Origin of the sequence: Chelatococcus sp. GCM10030263, from assembly GCF_042666455.1 — a bacterium.
Lineage (GTDB): Bacteria > Pseudomonadota > Alphaproteobacteria > Rhizobiales > Beijerinckiaceae > Chelatococcus.
Genome location: NZ_JBHTDB010000002.1, coordinates 449,050 through 470,038 on the forward strand (window position 1 = coordinate 449,050; position 20,989 = coordinate 470,038).

Below are 20,989 nucleotides of genomic sequence, written 5' to 3' on the forward strand. Positions count from 1 at the left end.
CGCAAGGCCCACGCCGGTCATTGTCTAAGCCGCGTGACGACAAACGTGAAGGCTCAGCCGACGGCGGCTTCCTTCTGGCGCTCGGCGCGCTTGCGCTCGTTCGGGTCGAGCAACATCTTGCGCAGGCGGATCGACTTCGGTGTCACCTCGACGAGCTCGTCGTCCTGGATCCAGGCAAGCGCCCGCTCCAAGGTCATGCGGATCGGCGGGGTGAGCCTCACCGCCTCGTCTTTCGACGTCGTGCGGATATTGGTGAGCTTCTTGCCCTTCAGCACGTTCACTTCGAGGTCGTTGTCGCGCGTGTGGATGCCGACAATCATGCCCTGGTAGACCTTCCAGCCGGGCTCGATGACCATCGGGCCGCGGTCTTCGAGGTTCCAGAGCGCGTAGGCGACCGCTTCGCCCGCTTCATTGGCGATCAGCACGCCGTTGCTACGGCCGGCGATCTCGCCTTTGTAGGGCTCATAGGCGTGGAACAGCCGGTTCATGATGGCCGTACCGCGCGTATCGGTGAGCAGCTCCGACTGATAACCGATGAGGCCGCGGGTCGGCGCGTAGAACACGAGGCGCTGGCGATTGCCGCCCGAGGGGCGCATCTCGACCATCTCAGCGCGGCGTTCCGACATTTTCTGGACGACGGTGCCGGAATATTCCTCGTCGACGTCGATGACGACCTCCTCGACCGGCTCCAGCATCTCCCCGTCCGGCCCTTGCGAGAAGACGACGCGCGGCCGCGACACGGCGAGCTCGAAGCCCTCCCGGCGCATGGTCTCGATGAGGATAGCGAGCTGCAGTTCGCCGCGACCGGAGACGTAGAACGAATCCTTGTCGTTCGATTCCTCGATCTTCAGCGTGACATTGCCCTCCGCTTCGCGGAACAGGCGATCGCGGATCATGCGGCTCGTCACCTTGTCGCCCTCGGTGCCGGCGAGCGGCGAGTCGTTGACGATGAAGGACATGGTAACGGTCGGCGGATCGATCGGCTGGGCCTGGATCGGCGTCGTCACCTCCGGCGCGCAGAAGGTGTCGGCCACCGAACCCTTCACGAGCCCTGCGATCGAGACGATATCGCCGGCCTCCCCCACCTCGATCGGCTGGCGCTCGATGCCGCGGAAGGCGAGGATCTTGGACACGCGGCCGTTCTCGACGAGATTGCCGTCGCGGTCGATAACCTTGACGGTCTGGTTCGGCCGCACCGTACCGGACGAGATGCGGCCCGTGATGATGCGGCCGAGGAAGGGATTGGCCTCGAGCAGCGTGCCGAGCATGCGGAACGGGGCCTCGTCCACCTCGGCCGGCGGCACATGCTCGACGACGAGGTCGAAGAGCGCCGCAAGCCCCTGGTCCTTGGGGCCATCGGGGGAGGTTGCCATCCATCCGTCACGGCCGGAGCCGTAGAGGATGGGGAAGTCGAGCTGCTCGTCGGTCGCGTCGAGCGCGGCGAAGAGATCGAAAACCTCGTTGATCACTTCGCCTGCGCGTGCATCGGGGCGGTCGACCTTGTTGATGGCGACGATCGGCTTCAGGCCGATCTTGAGCGCCTTGCCGACCACGAATTTGGTCTGCGGCATCGGTCCTTCGGCCGCATCGACGAGCACGATGGCGCCGTCCACCATCGACAGAATGCGTTCGACCTCGCCGCCGAAATCGGCGTGGCCGGGCGTGTCGACGATATTGATGCGGATATCCTTCCAGACGACCGAAGTCGCCTTGGCGAGGATGGTGATGCCCCGCTCCTTTTCGAGATCGTTGGAATCCATGACGCGTTCGGCGACGCGTTGATTCTCGCGGAACGAGCCCGACTGCTGGAGCAACTTGTCGACGAGCGTGGTCTTGCCGTGGTCGACATGCGCGATGATAGCGATATTGCGCAACTTCATGACTTATCCTGGCCGCGACCGGGGAACCGAAAGGAACCTCGAGTCGGCTGTCGGCGGTTCGTGCTGATCTAGAGGGTTAGGCGCAGCGAAACGAGACGTGCCACGGCGCATGTTGCGCTGCATATAAGCGCAAATGGCCGCCACGGCAACGTGCAGCATGCATTTCGCATCCGGCATACCTCGAACATGACATTGACCTGATGACGGTGCCCCCGTAAGGAGGATCCCCATTATCGGCGTTGGGGCCTGGGGGAGGCATCGGCGGCGATCCGAAGCTGTGCCGTTCTGGCTGTCATCCTCGCGGTCGTGGGGAAAGGCTTGGCTTGCGCTTTGCGCCGGCCATACGGCGACGCGTAGGCATCCACCGTGTCAAGCACACGGTTCGGGGAGGATGAAGCACGCATGACAGCCGTCATGAGCGAGCGCCATACCGCTGTGGTCGGTGCGTTTCTCGTTGCGCTCGGCCCGGTCAGCCTTGCCCTTTACACGCCGGCCATGCCCGTGCTGGTCGAGCATTTCGGCAGCTCGTCGGCGGCCATCAAGCTGACCATCACCTTCTATTTCGTCGGCTATGCAGTTGCGCAGCTGATCTGCGGACCCTTGTCCGACGCCTACGGGCGAAGGCCCGTCGCCTTTGCGTTCTTCCTGCTGCATGTGGTCGGCAGTCTGCTCGCCCTCGCATCGCCGGACATCTCCTGGCTTCTTACCGGCCGGGTGCTGCAGGGCGTGGGCGCGGCTGCCGGCATTGCGATCGCCAGAGCCATGGTGCGCGACCAGTTCGTCGGTCAGAGCTCCGTGCGCATCATGAACCTGATCGGGCTCATGCTCGCCATAGGGCCGGCCATCGCGCCGGTACTCGGGGGCCTCACGCTTACGCTGTTCGACTGGCGGGCCCTGTTCATGATCATGGCTGCCTACGGCATCGCCGCTACGGCCGTGCTGGCCTTTGCCGTGAAGGAGACCAACCGTGCGCCTGATCGTACCATGGCGCGGCCCGCCAAGTTCCTGCGCGGTTATCGAACGATCTTCAGCGATCTGGTTTTTCTGCGCGCCGGCCTGGTTCTTGCCCTGATGACGGGCGGCATCTATACGCTTGCCGCGCTCCTGCCTTTCATCATGATCAATGAAGTCGGCCTCTCGCCGGCGGCCTTCGGCTTCGGCATGCTCGTGCAGTCCGGCTCCTATGCCTTCGGCTCGTTCCTCACCGGCCGACTTCTCTCCCGTTTCGGGCCCGACCACATCATCGGCATCGGCCTTTGCTTTGCGATTATATCGGCCGTGTGCTTTTCCCTCACCGGCCTCACCCATCCACATTTCCTGACGATCATGATCCCGGCCGGGATCTGGGCCATCGGGCTGGCGCTCATCATGCCCGGCGCGACCACCCGGGCCTTGGCGAATTTTCCGCATATGGCGGGCGCGGCGGCAGCCGTGATCGGCTTTCTTCAGATCGGTGGCGGGCTTGCCGGCTCGGCGGTCGCGGCGCTGTTCACCGATCCGGTCGACGCGGTCGTCGTGGTGCTGCCGGTGATGGGCGTCCTCGCCCTTGCGCTGCATGTGGGGCTTCACTTCGCCGAACGCGATACAGCCGATTCACCGGAGGCGGGCGACCGCGCTTAGCGCTGTGCGCGACGCGGATCCCGGTCGTGTTAAAAACGCGGTGTATCGGGAGCTCTTTTCGCGGTTCACGGAAACGCAAAAAAAGCTCTACAGGCTTTGCCGCCTGAAGCGCCAGTTCGGCTGGGCAGCGCGCACCATCATCATCTCGCCGATATTCTCGGCGGTGAGGAGGCCGACCAGGCGGCCCTCGCCGTCGGCGACCCCAAGCGCCGGCGCTTTCGAGCTGTTGAGCAGCAACAGGGCTCGGTCGAGCGGCTGGCGCGGATGCACGATCGGGATATCCACGCTCATGATGTCGATGACCGGCGATCCCGGGCCGTGATCGCGCAGCGCCCTGATGAGGTGGTCGCGCGTGACGATGCCGCGTAGCCGGCCGGCGCCGTCCACCACCGGCAGTTCCTTCTGCGAGGTGCGGATGAGAATTTCCACCGCATCGTTCAGGTCGGCCATCGGCGAGAGCGTCTCGAAGGCGGTGATCATTGCCTCGCCCGTCGGCAGGCCGCGCGTTCCCTCGTTGAAGGCGACATGCTGCGCCTCCGCCGAGGCGGCGAGATAGACGAAGATGGCGATGAAGATCAGCAGCGGATTGCCGAAAAGGCCGATGAAGCCGAGCACGAAGGCAAAGCCTTGACCGACGGTAGCGGCGATCTGCGTCGCCCGGCCGAAGCCGAGCCGCATCGCGAGCAGCGCCCTCAGAACCCGTCCTCCGTCCATCGGAAATGCGGGGATCAGATTGAACACGACCAGGATGATATTGGCGGTCGCAAGCCGCGCCACGAGATTGGCCTGCGTGTCTTCGAGCGGAGCGAGCGCCGTCGGATCGACGCTTGTGCTCAATCCCAGCAAAAGGATGGCGGCGATGACGACATTGACCGCCGGTCCCGCCAGCGCCACCAGCAATTCCTCCTGCGGCTTTTCCGGAATGCGCTCCAGGCTCGCCACCCCGCCGATGGGAAAGAGCGTCACGTCTGGCGTCCGCACCCCGAAGCGACGGGCCATAAAGATGTGGCCGAATTCATGCAGGAGAACGCAGAGGAACAGGAGCACAATGAAGAGCGTGCCGGCGATGGCCGCATCGGCACCGCCCCTCGACCACTGCAACGCGCCGATCCAGATGAGAAAGAGCACGAAGGTGACGTGAATGCGGACCGCCGTGCCCGCGATGGTACCGATACGAATGGACCAGAGCATGAAGCCCTCCGACGCGCCGCAGGACGCGGCCCGACAGCTTAAGTCGTGCCGCTCTCTATTGGTTGCGGAAAGGGCCGCGGTTAGGGCAGCCCGGCCGAGGCCTCGGCGCTTGTCGCCCTCTCCCCGGGATCAAAGGCCGAGTTTCTTCTTCCGCTGCGCCAGAGTCCTGAGCCGCAGGGCGTTCAGCTTGATGAAGCCGGCCGCGTCGCGGTGGTCGTAGGCGACGGCGCCTTCCTCGAAGGTCACGAGATCCTGGTCGTAGAGCGAATAGGGGCTCTCGCGGCCGATGACATGGACGCCGCCTTTGTAGAGCTTGAGGCGAACGGTGCCGGTAACGAATTCCTGGCTCTTGTCGATCAGCACCTGCAGCATCTCGCGCTCGGGCGAGAACCAGAAGCCGTTGTAGATGAGCTCGGCATATTTCGGCATGAGCTCGTCCTTGAGGTGCGCGGCGCCGCGGTCGAGCGTGATCGACTCGATCGCCCGATGCGCGTGGTAGAGGATCGTGCCGCCGGGCGTCTCGTACATGCCGCGGCTTTTCATGCCGACGAAGCGGTTCTCGACGAGGTCGAGGCGGCCGATGCCGTTCTCACGCCCGAGTGCGTTGAGCCTGGCGAGCAACGCGGCCGCCGAAAGCGCCTCACCATCGATGGAGACGGCATCGCCCGTCTCGAAGCCGATGGTGATGACGGTCGGCGTGTCCGGCGCGTTCTCCGGATCGACCGTGCGCGAATAGACGTAATCGGGCACTTCGAGGGAGGGATCCTCCAGCACCTTGCCCTCGGAAGAGGCATGCAGAAGGTTGGCGTCCACCGAGAAGGGCGCTTCGCCGCGCTTATCCTTGGCGATCGGGATCTGGTTCTGCTCGGCGAATTCGAGCAGCTTGGTGCGCGAGGCGAGGTCCCATTCGCGCCAGGGCGCGATGACGGTGACGTCCGGCTTCAGGGCATAATAGGCAAGCTCGAAGCGCACCTGGTCGTTGCCCTTCCCGGTTGCGCCATGGGCGACCGCGTCGGCGCCGACCTTTTCAGCGATCTCGATCTGCTTCTTGGCGATCAGCGGCCGGGCGATGGAGGTGCCGAGAAGATAGAGCCCCTCGTACTGCGCATTGGCGCGAAACATTGGAAAGACGTAGTCGCGCACGAATTCGTCGCGCAGGTCCTCGATGAAGATGTTCTCCGGCTTGATGCCGAGGAGAAGCGCCTTCTGGCGCGCCGGCTCGAGTTCCTCGCCCTGGCCGAGATCGGCGGTAAAGGTCACGACCTCGCAGCCATAGGTGGTCTGAAGCCACTTCAGGATGATCGAGGTGTCGAGACCGCCGGAATAGGCGAGCACGACTTTTTTCACGGACTTTGCGGGCGGGGCGCTGAGGGGCATGGGAAATCTCTGTCACGATCCTGCCGGCAGGCCTGGGGCCCGCTTTCGGCTGGGCGCGGACTATAGTGCGCGTGCGAAGCGGCGCAAGCCGCGTTCCGTTCGCCCCTGCAATCTGCCGCCTTGCGATCCACCGCCTGTGCAATCTGCGGCGCTAATCTTGCAGCGGGCGTCGCAATCACGCCATCTTCGCCCTATCCTCACTGTGGCCGGTAACAGTGGAGTTCCAGCGTGCACCGCCACAGTCTCGATTTCTGGTACGACTTCGCCTCGCCCTATTCCTATCTGACGGCGATGCGGATCGAAGCGCTGGCCGCGGCGGCCGACGTCGACTTGCGCTGGCGCCCATTCCTGCTCGGGCCCATCTTCGCCGCGCAGGGCTGGACGGATTCCCCCCTCAACCTCTTTCCCTGCAAGGGCCGCTATCTCTGGCGCGACCTTGCCCGGCAGAGCGCGCGGCTCGGCCTTGCCCTGGTGCGCCCGGCGCCTTTCCCGCAGAACAGCCTGACGGCGGCGCGGGTCGCCCTCGCGCTGCGCGACGCCGGCAAGACGGCGCTTTTCAGCCGGCGGGTCTTCGCGGCGAGCTTCGGCGAAGGCCGTGCGATATCCGAGCCCGAGGTTCTCACCTCCATCCTGCGGAGCCTCGAACTCGACGCGGGCCGGGTCCTGGCGCAGGCGCAAAGCACCGAGGTGAAGGCAAGGTTGCGCGCCGAGACCGAAGAGGCCCGCACGCGCGGCCTGTTCGGGGCGCCGAGCTTTCTTACCACCGATGGAGAATTGTTCTGGGGCAACGACCGCCTGGAGGAGGCCATCGCCTGGGCGGCGGGGGATCGTCCGGGCGCCATGCTCTGAGACCTTCCGAGCGGGGGCGGGGCGCCTGATCCAGTACCGCTCCGGTATAGGCGAGGACGGGCAGCGTTCGGCTTCCGAGCCGATGCCTCACGTCGACCGAGGGCCGTACAAATTTTGTTTCACATGAATCACATGTGGTGGCGCGCGCGGAAGAAATCGGCCCTCACGGAACGGAAGATGCACCGGCCGGCTTGCGCTGCCGGGATCGGGGGTCTATGTTGGAGCCATCCTGATCATCCAGAATGGTTCATATGAGCCGTGACGGAGAGTGGGCCCCCGCGGGTCCGCTCTTTTTCGTTCTGGGAACATGAGTGGGCTGATTTGACTGATACCGATCTGCAATCGATGGACCGTCGCGTGGTCGCCGAGAAGGGCGTCGCCGCCCGTGTGGCGGCGATCATCGAACCCGTGCTCGAGGATCTCGGCTTCCGTCTGGTCAGGGTCAAGATCACCGGCACGAATGGCTGCACGGTGCAGATCATGGCGGAGCGGCCCGACGGCACGATGAACGTCGAGGGCTGCGAGACCGTGAGCCGCGCCATCTCGCCGGTGCTCGACCTGGAAGATCCGATCGATCGTGCTTATTATTTGGAGGTGTCGTCGCCGGGCATCGACCGGCCGCTTGTCCGCCCCTCCGATTTCGCGCGCTGGGAAGGGCACGAGGCAAAGATCGAGACGGCTTTGCTGGTCGAGGGCCGCAAGCGCTTTCGCGGCATTCTGCGTGGCCTCGAAGGCGAGGGTGTGCGCATCGAGCGTCGCGACGCCAAGCCTGGCGAAACGGCCGAGGTGGTAGTGCCGTTAGCCGATATCGTCGAGGCGCGCCTCGTTCTGACGGACGACTTGATCAGGGACACCCTGCGTCGCGACAAGCAGGCGGCCGAGGCCGACGATGCGACGCTCGACATTGCGGGCGGACGGCTCGCACCGGGTCCCGACGCCGACAATGACAACGACAACCGGCCGGGCAAAAAGCCGAGCCGCAAGCCGGGCAAGAACGGCGGTCCACGCCAAGCCGGAAGGCCGGGTAAGCCTTCCAATCAACGACAGACAGAACAAGAGGATTGACGACATGGCGGTGAGCGCCAACAGGCTCGAGCTCCTGCAGATCGCCGACGCTGTCGCGCGTGAAAAGGTCATCGACCGCAGCATCGTTCTCGCGGCCATGGAGGATGCGATCGCCAAGGCGGCGCGTTCCCGCTATGGCGCGGAAACGGACATTCACGCCGAGATCAATTCTCGCACCGGCGAATTGCGCCTGGCCCGCCACCTGCTCGTGGTCGACGAGGTGGAAAATCCCTCGACCCAGATTGGCCTCGCCCAGGCGCGGCGGCACAATCCGGCCGCCCAGCTCGGTGACGTGATCGCGGATACGCTGCCGCCCTTCGATTTCGGCCGCATCGCCGCCCAGTCGGCGAAGCAGGTCATCGTGCAGAAGGTGCGCGAGGCCGAGCGTGACCGGCAGTACGACGAGTACAAGGATCGTATCGGCCAGATCGTCAATGGCGTCGTCAAGCGCGCCGAATACGGCAACGTCATCGTCGACCTGGGCCGTGGCGAGGCGATCGTGCGGCGTGACGAGCTCATCCCGCGCGAGACCTTCCGTCCCGGCGACCGCATCCGCGCCTATGTCTATGACGTGCGCCGCGAGACCCGCGGTCCGCAGATTTTCATGTCGCGCACGCATCCGCAGTTCATGGCGAAGCTCTTCGCCCAGGAAGTGCCGGAGATCTACGACGGCATCGTCGAAGTGAAGGCGGTCGCCCGCGATCCCGGCTCCCGCGCCAAGATCGCCGTGATCTCGCGCGATTCCTCCATCGATCCCGTCGGCGCCTGCGTCGGCATGCGCGGCTCGCGCGTCCAGGCGGTGGTCGGCGAACTCCAGGGCGAGAAGATCGACATCATCCCCTGGTCGGCGGACAATGCCACCTTCATCGTCAATGCGCTGCAGCCGGCGGAAGTCGTCAAGGTGGTGCTCGACGAGGATTCCGAGCGCATCGAGGTGGTGGTGCCGGACGAGCAGCTGTCGCTCGCCATCGGCCGTCGCGGCCAGAACGTCCGCCTCGCCTCGCAGCTCACGGGCTGGGATATCGACATCCTGACCGAGGCAGAGGAATCGGAGCGTCGCCAGAAAGAATTCGTCGAGCGGACGAATGTGTTCATGGAATCGCTCGACGTCGACGAGGTTGTCGGCCAGCTTCTCGCCTCAGAGGGGTTCCGCTCGGTTGAAGAGCTCGCCTTTGTCGATCTGTCGGAGCTTGCAACGATCGAGGGCTTCGACGAGGATACGGCGGCTGAAATCCAGACGCGCGCGACGGATTACCTGGCACGGGTGGAAGCCGAGCTCGACGCCAGGCGCCGGGAACTCGGGGTTGCCGATGAACTGCGAGAGATCGACGGCGTGACGACCGCGATGCTCGTGGCCTTCGGTGAGAATGGCATCAAGACCATTGAGGACCTCGCGGACTGCGCCACCGACGAACTCGCCGGCTGGACGGAACGCAAGGGTCAGGAAACGGTGCGGCACAAGGGTTTCCTCGAAGATCTCGAGGTCTCCAAGGCCGAGGCCGAAGCCATGATCATGGCAGCCCGGGTCAGGATGGGCTGGGTCGACGCTCAGGCGCTCGAGACGGCCGGCGAAGAGAGCGAAGACGAGATCGAGGTTGGCGAGGGTGCGGCTGGTCGGACAATCGAGCCGAACAGCGCAGCGGCTGGCCAGTAATGAGCCCGGGGGGACCGGCATGGCGCCGCGACGCAAGGACAAGGCGGATATGCGCCGGGACCCTGGTGGCGGCGATGGATCGCACGAGGAGCGGCTTTGCGTGGTCTCGCGCGAGGTCAAGGACCCCGACGAGCTGATCCGTTTCGTCGCTGGGCCCGACCGAAAGCTGGTGCCTGATCTCAGGCGGCGGCTGCCCGGCCGCGGCGTCTGGGTGACCGGCACGGCGGCGGCGGTCAAAGAGGCGGTCAAGCGGCGCGCCTTCGGGCGCAGCCTCAAGGCCGAGGTGGTGACCTCCACCGCGCTGGTGGAGGAGGTCGAGGCGCTGCTGCGGCGTGATGCCCTGCAGGCCTTGGCTCTGGCCAATAAGGCCGGAGCCGTTGTCACGGGTTTCGGGAAGGTGGAGGAAGCGGCAGCGAAGGGAAATGTCGTTGCCCTGCTTCACGCCAGGGAGGCGGCGCCGGACGGGCGCCGGAAGTTGGCGCAGGCTCTGCGCAGAGGACGGGGAGAGGCGGCGGCCGGTATCGTGATCACCGATCTCTTCCATGAAGCTGATTTGGATTTGGCATTGGGCCGCGCACATGTGATACATGCAGCCCTCATTGCAGGCCCTGGCAGCGACGGTTTTTTGGCGCGCTTGCGAAAGTTGGCGCGCTATGTGGCGAATGACGAGCCCGCGGCGGGGCAGCCGAACGATGCTCTGGACGGACGTGGGCAAGGGCCGCAAGGCCCTGAATTGATTGAACGCGAAGGCGCAGGATTCGAGCGGAATGAGTGATACGAAAAACCCGAGCGATAAGACGCTGGGTGTGACGTCCAAGACGTTGACGCTGAAGCGCCCTGTCGAGCAGGGCGTGGTGCGCCAGAGCTTTTCCCACGGTCGGAGCAAGGCCGTCGTGGTCGAGAAGGTGAAGCGTCGTGTCATCGGCCCGGGCGAGGCCAAGGAGAGTGCGCCTGCCGCTCCGCAGCAGCCCCAGGCGCCGCGGCCGGCTGCGCCGCAGGCCGCACCCGTGAACAGACAACCGATGCGGCAGTCGTCCGCCGGTGGCGGGCAGCAACGCTCGGCGCCGCAGCCGGGCTCGCGCCCGACGGGCGTGGTGCTGCGCACCCTGACCGAGGACGAGCGCGACGCACGCCTGCAGGCTCTCACCGAGGCCAAAAAGCGCGAAGGCGAAGAGCGTCGCCAGGCCGAGGAGGATGCGAAGCGCCGGGCCGAGCGCGAGGCGCAGGAGCGCATCGAGCGTGAAGCCGCCGAAGCGCGCAAGCGTGAAGAGGAAGAGCGCCGCCGCATCGAGGACGAGCGCAAGCGCAAGGCCGAGGAAGAGGCACGTCGCCGCTTGGGTACCGAGGCGCCGCAGGCACAGCCCCCGCGTTCCGAAGCGCCAGCCAGCCGCCGTCCGGCGGATGCCGCACCCGGCGCCACGTCTGCCGCGCCGCGTCGTGCGCCGCTGAACGCCAATGTTCCCGGCCGTGCGCGGCCGCTGGAGCCCGAAGGGGAGGCGCGGCCTGTCCGCCGTCCCGGTATTCCCGGCCGGCCGGCGCCTGCGCCGGTCAAGACGCCCAAAGCGCCGAGCAGCGACGATCGTCGCCGCGGTCGGCTCACCCTCACCACGGCGCTTTCCGCCGAGGACGAGCGCACGCATTCGGCCGCCGCCTATCGCCGCCGCCTGCAGCGCATGAAGGGCGGTGCCACCGAGCAGAAGGAAAAGCTCAGCCGCGAGGTGATCATCCCCGAGACGATCACCATCCAGGAGCTCGCCAACCGCATGGCCGAGCGTGGCGTCGACGTCATCCGCCTGCTGATGAAGCAGGGCGAGATGCACAAGATCACCGACGTGATCGACGCCGACACCGCGCAGCTGCTCGCCGAGGAACTCGGCCATACGGTCAAGCGCGTTGCCGAATCTGACGTGGAAGAAGGCCTCTTCGACGCGCCCGACGAGGAGAGCTCGCTCAAGTCGCGCCCGCCGGTCGTGACCATCATGGGCCACGTCGACCACGGCAAGACCTCGCTGCTCGATGCCATCCGGCATGCCAATGTGGTGTCGGGCGAGGCCGGTGGCATCACCCAGCACATCGGCGCCTATCAGGTGACCTCTCCGCTCGGCGGCAAGATCACCTTCATCGACACGCCCGGCCACGCCGCCTTCACGGCGATGCGTGCCCGCGGCGCCAAGGTGACGGATATCGTCGTGCTCGTGGTCGCCGCCGACGACGGCGTCATGCCGCAGACGGTCGAGGCGATCAATCACGCCAAGGCCGCCAAGGTGCCGCTGATCGTGGCGATCAACAAGATCGACAAGCCGGAGGCCAATCCGCAGCGCGTGCGCACGGAGCTCCTGCAGCACGAGATCGTGGTCGAATCCATGGGCGGCGATACCCTCGAATTCGAGGTCTCCGCCAAGGCCGGCACCAATCTCGACAAGCTGCTCGAGGGCCTGCAGCTCCAGTCCGAAATCCTGGAACTGAAGGCTAATCCGGAGCGGCCCGCCGAAGGCACGGTCATCGAGGCCAAGCTCGATCGCGGCCGCGGCCCCGTCGCGACCGTGCTCGTCCAGCGCGGTACGCTCAAGGTCGGCGACATCGTCGTCGCCGGTGCCGAATATGGCCGCGTGCGCGCGCTCATTGCCGACACGGGCGAGCAGCTCAAGGAGGCCGCCCCATCCGTCCCGGCGGAGGTGCTCGGCTTCAACGGCACACCGGAGGCCGGCGATCGCGTCGCGGTCGTCGAGAACGAGGCGCGGGCCCGCGAGATCACCGGCTACCGCGAGCGTCAGAAGCGCGATCGCGCCGCGGCGCGCGGCGTGACGGCCGCCCGCTCGCTCGCCGACATGATGCGCGACCTGAAAGAGGGCACGGGCCGCAAGGAATTCGCGCTCGTCGTCAAGGGCGATGTCCAAGGCTCCGTCGAAGCGATCGTCGGTGCGCTGGAGAAGCTCGGCAACGACGAAGTGGCGGCGCGCGTGCTTCACTCCGGCGTCGGCGGCATCACCGAGAGCGACGTCACGCTGGCGGAGGCTTTCAATGCCGTGATCCTCGGCTTCAACGTGCGCGCCAACAAGGAGACGCGCGAGGCAGCCGAGCGCAACGGCATCGAGATCCGCTACTACAACATCATCTACGATCTCGTGGACGATGTGAAAAAGGCCATGTCGGGGCTCCTGCCGCCGATGCTGCGCGAGCAGCGCCTGGGCGAAGCGCAGATCCTCGAGATCTTCGACGTGTCGAAGGTCGGCAAGGTCGCAGGCTGCCGTGTGCTCGACGGCACCGTGGAACGCGGCGCCAATGTGCGCCTCATCCGCGACAATGTCGTCATCCACGAAGGCAAGCTCTCGCAGCTCAAGCGCTTCAAGGACGACGCCAAGGAAGTGCTCTCCGGCCAGGAATGCGGCATGGCTTTCGAGAACTACCAGGACATGCGCGCCGGCGACGTGATCGAGTGCTATCGCGTCGAGGAGATCAAGCGCACGCTCTGAGCCCGTTCCCGCTCATGGCCGGGCGCGTCCCGGCCATTCCGCCCGGGGAATGTCGCGCCTGACGGTCATTCTCCGGGACGCTTTTCGTACGGGACGAGGTCTGTCGATCGAAATGGCCGGGACAAGCCCGGCCACGACGGCGATACAGCAAAAGCCCGGTTCGACCCCGGGAGAAGGACTATGCCGAAAAAACGCTTCGATACGGGTTCCGGCCCGAGCCAGCGCGCATTGCGCGTCGGCGAACTCGTCCGCCACGCCATGGCGGAGATCCTCACGCGCGGCGATCTCGTGGACGATGTGGTCACCTCCCATGTGATCACCGTGCCGGAAGTGCGCATGTCGCCGGATCTCAAGCTCGCGACCATCTTCGTCATGCCGCTCGGCGGAAAGGACGAGGAATTGGTCGTGGAGGCGCTGCAGCGCCACAGGCGCTTCGTCCGTGGCGAACTCGCGCGCCGGCTCACCCTCAAATTCGTGCCCGAGGTTCGCTTCCGACTCGACGAGAGCTTCGACGAGGCGGCGCGCATCGGCCGCCTGCTCAATTCCGAGAGAGTCCGGGCGGATCTCGCCGCCGCGCGTGCCGAGGACCGGGACGATGAGCTTTCCCCCCGCAAGACGGATGATGATGAAACCCCTTGAGCGCGCCACGATGAGCGACATCGCCGACGAGCCCCAAAGTCCCGCCCCACCGGAGCAGCCGCCGGCTCCGCGCGGCGCCTCGCCGCAGCGCCGCAAACGCGACGTGCACGGCTGGGTGGTGCTCGACAAGGGGGTGGGCATGACATCCACCCATGCCGTCGCGGTGGTGAAGCGGCTCACCCATGCCAAGAAGGCCGGCCATGCCGGCACGCTCGATCCGCTCGCTTCCGGTCTTCTGCCGATCGCGCTCGGCGAGGCCACGAAGACGGTGCCCTTCGTCATGGACGGCCGCAAGGCCTATCAATTCACCGTCGCCTGGGGCGCCCAGACCGATACCGACGACGCCGAAGGCAAGGTTACGGCGACGAGCGAAACACGGCCCGACGAGGCGGCCATCAATGCGGTGCTGCCCCGCTTCACCGGCGACATCATGCAGGTGCCGCCGCGCTATTCCGCCATCAAGATCGGCGGCGAGCGCGCCTACGATCTCGCCCGTGGCGGCGAGATCGTGGAACTCGAGGCCCGCCCCGTGCGCATCGACCGCCTGACGCTCGTGAACCATACCGGCGACCACAGCGTCTTCGAGGCCGAATGTGGCAAGGGCACCTATGTGCGGGCGCTGGCGCGTGATCTCGGCCTCATCCTCGGCTGTTACGGCCATGTTTCGGCACTTCGGCGCACCCGCGTCGGCCCATTCACGACCGCACATGCGATTTCGCTGGAACAGCTGGAGGAATTAAGGCATAACGCCGCCGGCGACGTCCCGAATGAGCGGAGCGTCGCTGAAGCTGTTCTGCCCATCGAGACCGCGCTGGACGACATCCCGGCGCTGGCCGTGAGCCGGGCGGACGCGGCGAGGCTCGCGCGAGGCCAGACCGTGCTGTTGCGTGGCCGGGACGCGCCGATCATCGAAGGCCCCCTATCCGTGACCTGCCAAGGGCGACTGGTTGCCGTGGCGGACGTCGATGGGGGAGAGATCGTTCCCCGGCGCGTGTTCAACCTCTCCGGTGCGCTCTGACGAACGCCCGTTTTTTGAAAGGATGACCGATGTCGATCGCTCCCGAGCGCAAGCAGGAACTCTTGAAGGAATTTGCCCGGGTCCCCAATGATACGGGATCGCCCGAAGTGCAGATCGCCATCCTGACGACGCGTATTTCCAATCTGACCGAGCATTTCAAGACCCATGCGAAGGACAACCATTCCCGTCGCGGTCTGTTGAAGCTCGTCTCGCAGCGCCGTTCGCTGCTGGATTATCTGAAGCGCAAGGACGAAGCGCGCTACAAGACGGTCATCGAGCGTCTCGGCATTCGCCGCTGACGCCACTCTGTCGCCGCCCCGGCGCGTCACGAGGCGCCGGTGGATGCGGGAGCGAGGGGAGAGAATGGTCCCCTCGCGGATCAAAGGGATGCCCGTGGGCATTTCTTTTCGGGAAGGGCGGCCCACGGATCGGGCGCGCCCGGGCGGAATGAGCGGAACGGTTCCGCGGGCATTTCGCTAAGACCAGGAACCGCGTTGCCGGCTTGGGATCCTATCGATCCGATGCCGCCCGCGGTCGAGGCCCGGCATGACGACCATGGCAGGATCGCCAGATGCTCTCCAACCCGTGTGAGCCTCTCGCCGTCTTGCTCATGGCGTCGCGTCGAGCGGCCGTCGCCATTTGGCCAAAGATCCGCCATTTGGCCAAAGACCATGAGAGATGAAGACCAATGTTCGATATTCAACGTGAAGAACTGACCTGGGGGGGCGCTACGCTCACCCTGGAGACTGGCCGCATGGCCCGTCAGGCCGATGGCGCCGTGCTCGCCACCTATGGCGAGACGACGGTGCTCGCCACCGTCGTGGCAGCCAAGGAGCCGAAGCCCGGCATCGACTTCCTGCCGCTGACCGTCAACTACCAGGAAAAGGCCTATGCGGCTGGCCGCATTCCCGGCGGCTATTTCAAGCGCGAAGGCCGGCCCACCGAAAAGGAGACCCTGGTCTCCCGCCTGATCGACCGGCCGATCCGGCCGTTGTTCATGGACGGCTGGCGCTGTGACACCCAGGTGATCGTGACCGTGCTGACGCACGATCTCGAAAACGATCCGGACATCGTCGCGATGGTCGCCGCCTCGGCGGCTCTCACGCTGTCCGGCGCTCCCTTCATGGGACCGATCGGCGCCGCTCGCGTCGGCTATATCAAGGGTGAGTACAAGCTCAACCCGTCGATCCCGGAAAAGGAAGCCTCCGATCTCGACCTCGTCGTCGCCGGCACGAACGACGCCGTGCTGATGGTGGAATCGGAAGCCAAGGAGCTTCCCGAGGACGTGATGCTCGGCGCCGTGATGTTCGGCCACAAGGCGTTCCAGCCGGTGATCGAGGCCATCATCCGCCTCGCCGAGCGCGCCGCCAAGGAGCCGCGCGATATCGCCGTGCCCGATTTCTCCGAGATCGAGAAGGCCGTCCTCGAGATCGCCGAAGACGATCTGCGCGCCGCCTACAAGATCGTCGAGAAGCAGGATCGCTACGCCGCGGTCGACGCTGCCAAGGCGAAGGTCATGGCCACTCTCGTGCCGGAGGAGGGCGAGGCCCGCTTCTCGACCGAGCAGGTCAAGGCGGTCTTCAAGGAAGTCCAGGCCAAGATCGTGCGCTGGAACATCCTCGATTCGGGCGTCCGCATCGACGGCCGTGATGTGAAGACGGTCCGCCCGATCGTCGCCGAGGTCGGTCTTCTGCCGCGCACGCACGGCTCGGCGCTGTTCACCCGCGGCGAGACGCAGGCCCTCGTGGTAGCGACCCTCGGCACCGGGGACGACGAGCAGTTCGTCGATTCGCTGGAAGGCACCTATAAGGAAACCTTCCTGCTGCATTACAACTTCCCGCCCTATTCCGTGGGCGAGACGGGTCGCATGGGCTCGCCCGGGCGCCGCGAGATCGGCCACGGCAAGCTCGCCTGGCGCTCTGTGCATCCGATGCTGCCGCCGCATCACGAGTTCCCCTACACCATCCGCGTGGTGTCGGAGATCACGGAATCGAACGGCTCGTCGTCGATGGCGACGGTCTGCGGTTCCTCGCTCGCTCTTATGGATGCGGGCGTGCCGCTTCGCCGGCCGGTTGCCGGCATCGCCATGGGCCTGATCCTGGAGGGCGAGCGCTATGCCGTCCTCTCCGACATCCTGGGCGACGAGGACCACCTCGGCGACATGGACTTCAAGGTGGCCGGCACCGAGCAGGGCATCACGGCCCTGCAGATGGACATCAAGATCGCCGGCATCACCGAGGAGATCATGCAGGTCGCCCTCGACCAGGCCAAGGGCGGCCGTCTGCATATCCTCGGCGAGATGGCCAAGGCGCTCACCTCGGCCCGCGCCGAGCTCGGCGAATATGCCCCGCGCATCGAGACCATCAAGATCCCGCAGGACAAGATCCGCGAGGTCATCGGCTCGGGCGGCAAGGTCATCCGCGAGATCGTCGAGAAGACGGGCGCCAAGGTCGACATCGCCGACGATGGCACCGTCAAGGTTGCCTCCTCGGACTTGAAGTCGATCACCGCCGCGATCAACTGGATCAAGGGTATTGCCGCCGAGCCGGAGCTGAATGCGATCTACGAGGGCACGGTGGTGAAGACCACCGATTTCGGCGCCTTCGTGAATTTCTTCGGCTCCCGCGACGGTCTCGTCCATATCTCCCAGCTCGCGCAGCAGCGCGTGCAGAAGGTCACGGACGTTGTCAAGGAAGGCCAGAAGGTCAAGGTGAAGCTGCTCGGCTTCGACGAGCGCGGCAAGGTTCGCCTGTCCATGAAGGCGGTGGACCAGGAGACCGGCGAGGATCTCGAGGCCAAGGAAAAGGCGGAGAGCGCGGCCGAATAAGGCTGCGATCCCTCCATTGAAGCGAAAAGGCCGGCTCACGCCGGCCTTTTTGTTGTTCGGGCACCTCCCGCCACCCCTATCCCTCCCCGCAAGGGGGAGGGCATGGGCGAGCGGAGCCTCAAGAGAATCGACTCACAATCCCTCGAAGAGTGCCGTCGAGAGATAGCGCTCGGCAAAATCCGGGATGACGATCACGATAGTCTTGCCGGCCGCATCGGGCCGGGCGCCGACCTCGAGAGCCGCAGCGACGGCCGCGCCCGAGGAGATGCCGACCGGAATGCCTTCGAGCCGCGCCAGAAGCCGGGCCGTGTCGAAGGCCGTCTGATTGCCGACCGTCACCACCTCGTCGATGATCGAGCGGTCGAGAACCTCCGGCACGAAGCCCGCGCCGATGCCCTGAATCTTGTGCGGACCGGGTTGTCCGCCCGAGAGCACGGGCGAATCTTCCGGCTCTACGGCGACCATGCGTAGCGACGGCTTGCGCGGCTTGAGCACCTGGCCGACGCCGGTGATGGTGCCGCCGGTGCCGATGCCCGAAACGACGATATCGACCGCGCCCTTCGTGTCGTTCCAGATCTCTTCCGCCGTCGTGCGGCGGTGAATTTCCGGATTGGCGGGATTGCGGAACTGCTGCGGGATGACCGAGCCGGGAATGGAGGCCTTGAGCTCCTCCGCGCGCCCCACCGCGCCGCGCATGCCCTGCGGGCCAGGCGTCAGTTCGAGTTCGGCCCCGAGCAGGGCGAGCATCTTGCGCCGCTCGATGGACATCGTTTCCGGCATGACGAGGATGAGCCGGTAGCCGCGCGCCGCCGCCACGAAGGCAAGCGCGATGCCGGTATTGCCGGAGGTGGGCTCGATCAGCGTCGTGCCCGGCTTGATCAGCCCTTCCGCTTCGAGCGCATCGATCATGCTGACGCCGATGCGGTCCTTCACGCTGGCGATCGGGTTGAAGAACTCCAGCTTGGCAAGGAGATTGGCCTGAATTCCCTTCTCTTCGGCGAGGCGTGTCAACCGGACCAGGGGCGTATCGCCGATGGTGTCGGTGATCGAGTCATAGACCCGCCCACGGCCGGGTGCTTTACCGGCTGGGGAGGTGGTTGGGGCTTCGTCCGCCATGGCGCTCTCCATCTGAAGGAACGAGGTATCAGCCCTCGTTATGATGTCCCAGATCTACATGTGGTGGTCGAGTTTATTATAAACCTACGGACTAGATCGTAAAATCTCCCACCATCGGCGCGGTGGCGAATACCGCCTCGTTTTCTGCCGTGCGGCAGAGGTCCTCGACGGTGATTTCGTCGAGTCTGGCGAGGAAGGCTTCGCCAGCGGCACGAACGGTTGGGCCGATCACCCGGTCGACGAGCACCGATTCCGGCGCCGGCATACCGTTTTCCTCCGCGTCGTCGGTCATTGCGGCGCGCACGATGTCGCCCGCCGTGATGCGCCGCCGCTCCTTGGCGAGCTCGTAGCCGCCGCGCGGGCCCCTTACGCCTTTCAGAATGCCGGCCCGCACGAGCTGCTGCAGGACGGTTTCGAGATGCCGTGGCGGCAGGCTGTGACGAGCGGCCAGGAATTTTGCGGCGACCGGTGCCGGGCGTGCGTGGATGGCGATATCGACAACCGCTGCAATGGCCAGGAGGCTGCGCCGGGACAGCAGAATCATGGCAGATTGTTCCTCCTTCGAAACTTTTTTTCAGGCACCGGTTGAGCCGAAGCCGCCGGCGCCGCGTGCTGTTTCATCGATCCTGTCGACTTCTTCCAGCGTGACCTGGACAACGGGCGCGACCACGAGCTGCGCGATGCGCATGCCGCGTGTCACCGTGACCGGCGCCTCGCCGAGATTGACGAGGATAACGCCGACCTCGCCGCGATAATCGGCATCGATCGTGCCGGGCGCATTGGCGACCGTGAGGCCGTGCTTGAGGGCAAGCCCGGAGCGCGGCCGCACCTGCCCTTCGTAGCCCTCCGGCAACTGCAGCACGAGCCCGGTCGGGATGAGCGCGCGCTTGCCCGGCCCCAGCGCAATCGGCGCGTCCTCGGGGTTTGCCGCGAGAAGGTCGACGCCGGCGGCATGCGCCGTCTCGTAGCGCGGCAGCGGCAGGTCCTGCGCATGGGGGAGCCGGAGGACAGCGACTGTAACGCTCATGGCAAGCCTCTTGTGGGGCGCCTGATGGGCCGCCTCATGGGGCGGCCTCCAGTGCCGCCGCGATCCGGGCCACGAGTTGGCGCGCAACCTCCGTCTTCGGCATCTGCGGCCAGTCCTCCACCGCATCGGCGGTGACGAGATGCACGCTGTTGTTCTCGCCGCCCATGATGCCGCTCGCGTGGCTGACGTCATTGGCGACGATCCAGTCGCAGCCCTTACGCAGGCGCTTCGCCTGGGCCTGCGCGACAACGTTTTCCGTTTCGGCTGCGAAACCAATGACGAGCCGCGGGCGTCCCTCGTGGCGGTGAGCGATTGTCGCCAGGATGTCCGGATTTTCGACCAAGGCAAGCTTCGGCGAGGCGCCGGCTTTCTTGATCTTCTGTCCGGCCTCGCTGGCGACCCGCCAATCGGCGACCGCGGCGGCGAAAATGCCGACGTCGGCGGGAAGGGCCGCCTCAACGGCCGCGAACATTTCGGCGGCGGTCTCGACATGGCGCGTGGTGACGCCGGGCGGGTCGGCAACAGCCGCGGGTCCGGAGACCAATATGACTTCGGCGCCGGCCTCCGCCGCGGCTGCGGCGATTGCATGGCCCTGGCGCCCGGAGGACCGATTGGCGATATAGCGTACGGGATCGATCGGCTCGTGGGTCGGGCCGGAGGTCACGACAACGCGCCTGCCGGCCAGCGGCCGATCATGGGAGATGCCGGCACCGAGCATGGCCTCGACGGCGGCGACGATCTCCAGCGGCTCGGCCATCCGGCCCTCGCCGGATTCGCCCCGCTCGGCCATGCTGCCGTTATTCGGGCCGACGACCCGCACCCCGTCCGCGGCGAGCAGCGCCATATTGCGGCGCGTCGCCGGATGGGACCACATGCGCGGATTCATGGCGGGCGCCACGAGCACGGGCTTGTCGGTGGCGATCAGTGCCGTGGTGGCAAGATCATCCGCATGGCCTTGGGCCATCTTGGCGAGGATATCGGCGGTCGCCGGTGCGACCACGAGGAGGTCGGCCTGCCGTGAGAGCGCGATATGGCCGATATCGGCTTCGTCGGTCAGCGAGAAGAGATCGGTGTAGGCCTTCTCGCCGGAAAGGCTCGCGACGGACAGCGGCGTAATGAATTCGGCGCCCGCCCGCGTGAGGATGGCGCGCACGGCATACCCGCGCTCCTTGAGGCGCCGGATGAGATCGAGCGCCTTATAGGCGGCAATGCCGCCAGCGATGATCAAAAGCACGCGCTTCTGCACGGAAAGC

General features: G+C 65.9%; 17 protein-coding genes. 10 read left to right on the forward strand and 7 right to left on the reverse strand.

Annotation, left to right across the window (positions count from 1 at the left end):
- Nucleotides 1-53: 53 nt before the first annotated feature.
- Nucleotides 54-1,880, reverse strand: coding sequence for a translational GTPase TypA (typA, locus tag ACFQU1_RS02040; RefSeq protein ID WP_378128719.1), 1,827 nt, complete (start codon nt 1,878-1,880; stop codon nt 54-56).
- 402 nt (nt 1,881-2,282) lie between these two features.
- Between typA and ACFQU1_RS02045 the strand changes: the two genes are divergently transcribed.
- Nucleotides 2,283-3,500: a multidrug effflux MFS transporter gene (locus tag ACFQU1_RS02045; RefSeq protein WP_378128721.1), complete on the forward strand. Its 1,218-nt coding sequence runs from the start codon at nt 2,283-2,285 to the stop codon at nt 3,498-3,500.
- Nucleotides 3,501-3,587: 87 nt separating this feature from the next.
- On the opposite strand, the gene ACFQU1_RS02050 is transcribed toward ACFQU1_RS02045, so the two are convergent.
- Both ACFQU1_RS02050 and ACFQU1_RS02055 read right to left on the reverse strand, forming a co-directional pair.
- On the reverse strand, nt 3,588-4,691 hold the full coding sequence (locus tag ACFQU1_RS02050) for a site-2 protease family protein (RefSeq protein ID WP_378128723.1): 1,104 nt from the start codon (nt 4,689-4,691) through the stop codon (nt 3,588-3,590).
- Between the two features lie 129 nt (nt 4,692-4,820).
- The gene (locus ACFQU1_RS02055) at nt 4,821-6,068 is read right to left on the reverse strand and encodes an argininosuccinate synthase (RefSeq protein ID WP_378128725.1); all 1,248 of its coding nucleotides are present in this window, start codon (nt 6,066-6,068) and stop codon (nt 4,821-4,823) included.
- Between the two features lie 228 nt (nt 6,069-6,296).
- Here ACFQU1_RS02055 and ACFQU1_RS02060 point away from each other — a divergent pair, with 228 nt between their 5' ends.
- From ACFQU1_RS02060 to pnp, 9 genes are all read left to right on the forward strand, one after another.
- Nucleotides 6,297-6,917 (forward strand): 2-hydroxychromene-2-carboxylate isomerase, encoded by a 621-nt coding sequence (locus ACFQU1_RS02060; protein WP_378128727.1) that lies wholly within the window; start codon nt 6,297-6,299, stop codon nt 6,915-6,917.
- A gap of 345 nt (nt 6,918-7,262) precedes the next feature.
- Nucleotides 7,263-7,982, forward strand: a complete 720-nt coding sequence (gene rimP / locus ACFQU1_RS02065; protein ID WP_378129720.1) for a ribosome maturation factor RimP — start codon at nt 7,263-7,265, stop codon at nt 7,980-7,982.
- A 4-nt stretch (nt 7,983-7,986) separates the two neighbouring features.
- Nucleotides 7,987-9,636: a transcription termination factor NusA gene (gene nusA, locus ACFQU1_RS02070; protein WP_378128729.1), complete on the forward strand. Its 1,650-nt coding sequence runs from the start codon at nt 7,987-7,989 to the stop codon at nt 9,634-9,636.
- 49 nt (nt 9,637-9,685) lie between these two features.
- On the forward strand, nt 9,686-10,411 hold the full coding sequence (locus tag ACFQU1_RS02075) for an RNA-binding protein (protein WP_378129722.1): 726 nt from the start codon (nt 9,686-9,688) through the stop codon (nt 10,409-10,411).
- Nucleotides 10,404-13,109 carry a translation initiation factor IF-2 gene (gene infB / locus ACFQU1_RS02080; protein ID WP_378128731.1) on the forward strand — a complete coding sequence of 902 codons (2,706 nt, stop codon included), beginning with the start codon at nt 10,404-10,406 and terminating at the stop codon, nt 13,107-13,109. Before ACFQU1_RS02075 ends, infB begins: the two co-directional genes overlap by 8 nt.
- 180 nt (nt 13,110-13,289) lie before the next feature.
- On the forward strand, nt 13,290-13,748 hold the full coding sequence (gene rbfA / locus ACFQU1_RS02085; RefSeq protein WP_378128733.1) for a 30S ribosome-binding factor RbfA: 459 nt from the start codon (nt 13,290-13,292) through the stop codon (nt 13,746-13,748).
- The gene (truB, locus tag ACFQU1_RS02090; protein WP_378129724.1) at nt 13,729-14,766 is read left to right on the forward strand and encodes a tRNA pseudouridine(55) synthase TruB; all 1,038 of its coding nucleotides are present in this window, start codon (nt 13,729-13,731) and stop codon (nt 14,764-14,766) included. The genes rbfA and truB overlap by 20 nt, the downstream gene beginning before the upstream one ends.
- A gap of 29 nt (nt 14,767-14,795) precedes the next feature.
- On the forward strand, nt 14,796-15,065 hold the full coding sequence (gene rpsO / locus ACFQU1_RS02095) for a 30S ribosomal protein S15 (protein WP_378128735.1): 270 nt from the start codon (nt 14,796-14,798) through the stop codon (nt 15,063-15,065).
- Between the two features lie 389 nt (nt 15,066-15,454).
- Nucleotides 15,455-17,593: a polyribonucleotide nucleotidyltransferase gene (gene pnp / locus ACFQU1_RS02100; protein WP_378128737.1), complete on the forward strand. Its 2,139-nt coding sequence runs from the start codon at nt 15,455-15,457 to the stop codon at nt 17,591-17,593.
- A gap of 132 nt (nt 17,594-17,725) precedes the next feature.
- On the opposite strand, the gene cysK is transcribed toward pnp, so the two are convergent.
- From cysK to coaBC, 4 genes are all read right to left on the reverse strand, one after another.
- Nucleotides 17,726-18,709 carry a cysteine synthase A gene (gene cysK, locus ACFQU1_RS02105; protein ID WP_378128739.1) on the reverse strand — a complete coding sequence of 328 codons (984 nt, stop codon included), beginning with the start codon at nt 18,707-18,709 and terminating at the stop codon, nt 17,726-17,728.
- Nucleotides 18,710-18,800: 91 nt separating this feature from the next.
- On the reverse strand, nt 18,801-19,253 hold the full coding sequence (locus tag ACFQU1_RS02110; protein ID WP_378128741.1) for an RrF2 family transcriptional regulator: 453 nt from the start codon (nt 19,251-19,253) through the stop codon (nt 18,801-18,803).
- A 30-nt stretch (nt 19,254-19,283) separates the two neighbouring features.
- Nucleotides 19,284-19,736 carry a dUTP diphosphatase gene (dut, locus tag ACFQU1_RS02115; RefSeq protein ID WP_378128743.1) on the reverse strand — a complete coding sequence of 151 codons (453 nt, stop codon included), beginning with the start codon at nt 19,734-19,736 and terminating at the stop codon, nt 19,284-19,286.
- A 34-nt stretch (nt 19,737-19,770) separates the two neighbouring features.
- A complete protein-coding gene (gene coaBC / locus ACFQU1_RS02120; protein ID WP_378128745.1) occupies nt 19,771-20,982 on the reverse strand; it encodes a bifunctional phosphopantothenoylcysteine decarboxylase/phosphopantothenate--cysteine ligase CoaBC in 1,212 nt (403 codons plus the stop codon).
- Nucleotides 20,983-20,989: the final 7 nt, after the last annotated feature.